5 protein-coding genes and 1 pseudogene are annotated in these 3,312 nt (G+C 72.4%); 2 read left to right on the top strand and 4 right to left on the bottom strand.

Translation table 11 applies throughout. The features are described from left to right. The 3 genes and pseudogenes from AB8Z36_RS33935 to AB8Z36_RS33925 all read right to left on the bottom strand — a co-directional run. A pseudogene (locus AB8Z36_RS33935) lies at positions 1-229 on the bottom strand (hypothetical protein); the annotation flags it as partial. Continuing rightward, positions 226-606, bottom strand: a complete 381-nt coding sequence (locus AB8Z36_RS33930) for a TraR/DksA family transcriptional regulator (RefSeq protein WP_369217232.1) — start codon at positions 604-606, stop codon at positions 226-228. The gene AB8Z36_RS33930 and the pseudogene AB8Z36_RS33935, both read right to left, overlap by 4 nt. A 57-nt stretch (positions 607-663) precedes the next feature. Continuing rightward, on the bottom strand, positions 664-996 hold the full coding sequence (locus AB8Z36_RS33925) for a TraR/DksA family transcriptional regulator (protein ID WP_369217231.1): 333 nt from the start codon (positions 994-996) through the stop codon (positions 664-666). 278 nt (positions 997-1,274) lie between these two features. Here AB8Z36_RS33925 and AB8Z36_RS33920 point away from each other — a divergent pair, with 278 nt between their 5' ends. Further along, positions 1,275-2,273 (top strand): HAMP domain-containing sensor histidine kinase, encoded by a 999-nt coding sequence (locus AB8Z36_RS33920; RefSeq protein ID WP_369217230.1) that lies wholly within the window; start codon positions 1,275-1,277, stop codon positions 2,271-2,273. Then, a complete protein-coding gene (locus AB8Z36_RS33915; protein WP_369217229.1) occupies positions 2,270-2,980 on the top strand; it encodes a response regulator in 711 nt (236 codons plus the stop codon). Before AB8Z36_RS33920 ends, AB8Z36_RS33915 begins: the two co-directional genes overlap by 4 nt. 96 nt (positions 2,981-3,076) lie before the next feature. Here the strand turns inward: AB8Z36_RS33915 and AB8Z36_RS33910 are convergent. Next, the coding region (locus AB8Z36_RS33910) for a DUF6518 family protein (protein WP_369217228.1) at positions 3,077-3,312 on the bottom strand (236 nt) is incomplete at its 5' end.

Below are 3,312 nucleotides of genomic sequence, written 5' to 3'. Positions count from 1 at the left end.
TGCGGGAGGTCCCGGGCACGTCCACGATCGTGCCCCGCTGGATCGGGTAGGCCGCCCCGGCGCCGGGGAAGGTGATCGTGGGCACGTCGAGGATCATCCTGCGGCCCGCGATCCAGGCACGGGTGCGGGCACTGCCCAGGTCGAGGGCGATGCCGCAGCACTGCCCGCACAGCGGCCACGGCCGGTGCCCGGAGAGACGGGCGGGGCGGACACGGCGCAGGAGCGTCATCGCCGCACCTCCCGTACGTGCTGGCAGCCTCCGCAGTAGCGGGCCTGCGGCACGATCGCCAGGCGGTCGCGTTCCACCGGGCGGCGGCACCGCTGGCAGACGCCGTAGCGGCCCTCGGCGATGCGCCGCAGCGCGGCCTGGACGTCGGTGAGGACCATGCGCGCGGAGGCGGCGAGCTTGTCCTGCACCTCGGCCCGGGCCACGGAGCAGCGGCCGTCGGCGCGCGGCACGGCGTCGATCCTCCGCAGCTGTTCCCTGCGGAACAGGAGCTGTTCGCGCAGGTTCTCGCGGAGCGCGGCGAGCTCCTCGGGCAGCAGGGACAGCTCCTCGGGCAGCGGGTGTGCGGCGTGGCCGCCGACGGTCTGATGGTTCACCACTTCACCCCTCACACAGGGCGGGAACGAGACGGGGACGCTTGCGGCGGACCGCCGGCGTCAGACGGCGGCGCGGCGCTGGCAGGTGACGCAGTACCGCGTGTAGGGCAGGATCTCCAGGCGCTCGGCGGGGACGGGCTTGACGCAGCCGAGGCAGTCGCCGTAGGAACCGTCGTCGATACGGCCGAACGCCTCGTCGATCTCCTTCAGGACCCGCCCGATCGCCTCGGCCTGCGCGGACATCAGGGGGTCGGGCGAGCTCTGCCCGGTCTCGCCGAGGGCCCGCAACTGGGCCAGGCGGCTGCTGCGGGCGTGTTCGAGGCGCTGACGCGCGTCGTGGGCGGTGAGCCGGCCCGGACGGGGGCCGGTGGAGGAGGTGTCGAGGGTGGTCATGGAGTGCGGCCCTTTCACATGGGGAGTCGTCTTCGACTCTGCTCGTCGGCACGGCACGATCCCATCGGGCGCAGGCCCCATTCACCGGGGGTCGCGGTACCCACGCGTGACGGTGTGACACGACGGCGCAGGACCGCCGAATGCCTCGGATATGGTGGCCACGTCCCCGTCACCGCACGCGAACTGCAAGGCGAGGCACCCCGGAAGAGACAAGAATCGAAGGCTGCGAAGGCGGCGAGGGTTACGAGGGCCGCGCAGGCCGCGGAGGAGGCGTTCCGGTGTCACTGTTCGGGCGGATCTTCGGGCTCAACGCCCTGGTCCTTGGCGCCGCGACGGCGATGCTGCTGTGGGCGCCGGTGACCGTCTCCGTGCCCGTCCTGCTGACCGAGGCGGTCATCCTGGTCGGCGGTCTCGCCGTGATGCTGGTCGCCAACGCCGCCCTGCTGCGCTGGGGTCTGGCCCCGCTGGGCCGGCTGACGAAGCTGATGACCACCGTGGACCTGCTGCGTCCCGGGCAGCGGCTGCCCGTGCCCGGTGGCGGCGCCGGTGGCGAGGTGACCGAACTGATCCGTACGTTCAACGCCATGCTCGACCGGCTCGAACACGAGCGCGCCACCTCCAGCGCGCGGGCGCTCCTCGCCCAGGAGGGCGAACGGCGCCGCATCGCCCAGGAACTGCACGACGAGGTCGGCCAGAGCATGACCGCGATCCTGCTGGTGCTGAAGCGGGCCGCCGACGACGCCGAGGAGCCGCTGCGCGGGGAACTGCACCAGGCGCAGGAGATCACCCGGGAGGGTCTGGACGAAGTCCGCCGCCTGGTGCGCCGTCTGCGCCCCGGCGTCCTGGACGACCTCGGGCTCATCAGCGCGCTGACCTCGCTCACCCAGGACTTCGCCACCCACACCGGCCTGTACGTGGCGCGCCGCTTCGACACCGACCTGCCCGCGCTCGCCCCGGAGACCGAGCTCGTGCTGTACCGGGTGACACAGGAGAGCCTGACGAACGCGGCCCGGCACGCCGAGGCGAGCAGCGTCGAGGTGAGTCTGCGCCGCGCCGGTGACTCGGTGGAACTGGAGATCGCCGACGACGGCCGGGGCATCGAAGCCGCCTGCGAGGGAGCCGGAATCCGGGGCATGCGCGAACGGGCGCTGCTCGCGGAGGCCACCCTGCGCCTCACTTCCGAGCCGGGCTCCGGCACCCGCGTCCGGCTCACGGTCCCCGCCCCGCGGCACACATCGAGCAGCGCGGCCCTACTCCCTGAGGAAGTCCGCCCATGACCGACCCGGCCCAGCCTCCCGAACCCGGCGCGGTGCGGGCGCCCGCCGCCGGCACCGCGCGGGCGATCCGCATCCTGCTCGCCGATGACCACGCCCTCGTACGGCGTGGTGTGCGCCTGATCCTGGACCGGGAACCGGACCTGCGGGTCGTCGCCGAGGCCGGGGACGGCGCGGAGGCCATCGAGGCGGCACGCGGCCATGACATCGACCTGGCCGTCATGGACATCACCATGCCACGCCTGACCGGTCTGCAGGCCACCCGCGAACTGGCGGCGCTCAAGCCGGGCCTGCGGATTCTGATGCTGACCATGCACGACAACGAGCAGTACCTGTTCCAGGCGCTCAGGGCCGGTGCCTGCGGCTATGTGCTGAAGTCGGTCGCCGACCGCGATCTGGTCGCCGCCTGCCGGGCCGCGATGCGCAACGAGCCGTTCCTCTACCCCGGCGCGGTCACCGCCCTGATCCGCAGCTACCTCGACCGGGTCCGGCACGGCGAGGAGAACCCCGACCAACTGCTCACCCCGCGCGAGGAGGAGGTACTCAAACTGGTCGCCGAGGGCCACTCGTCCAAGGACATCGCCGAGATCCTCTTCATCAGCATCAAGACCGTCCACCGCCACCGGGCCAACCTGCTGCACAAACTGGGCCTGCGCGACCGCCTGGAACTGACCCGCTACGCCATCAGAGCGGGCCTGATCGAGCCCTGACGGGACACGTCGTAGCGGAGAGCGGGTCCATCCTCCCTCGGCGGGGATTCACGGTCACCGCCAGGTCGGCGACCTCGTGGTGCTCGGTGAGGAGCGTCACCCGGAGACCGACCGCAGGGGCAGTTCGACGACCGCGTAGGCCACAAAGGCGCACGGGATCGCGGCGGCCAGGGCCGCGCCCCGCTCCGCCCAGGTGCGCGGCATGAGCAACGGGATCGCGACGAACACCGCGAGGCACGCCCAGGCCTGGGCGGCGTAGTGGTGACCCCAGGCGTAGGCGAGTCCCTCCATGCCGAACAGCCCGGCGAACGCGGCGACGCCCAGCACACGAC

Source organism: Streptomyces flavofungini, from assembly GCF_041028215.1.
Taxonomy (GTDB): domain Bacteria; phylum Actinomycetota; class Actinomycetes; order Streptomycetales; family Streptomycetaceae; genus Streptomyces; species Streptomyces flavofungini_B.
This window is presented reverse-complemented; position numbering and strand designations above follow the sequence as displayed.

Bases quoted from the DNA above. Each gene is read 5' to 3' on its own strand.
- AB8Z36_RS33925 (WP_369217231.1), bottom strand. From the start codon at position 996: ATGACCACCCTCGACACCTCCTCCACCGGCCCCCGTCCGGGCCGGCTC.
- AB8Z36_RS33915 (WP_369217229.1), top strand. From the start codon at position 2,270: ATGACCGACCCGGCCCAGCCTCCCGAACCCGGCGCGGTGCGGGCGCCC.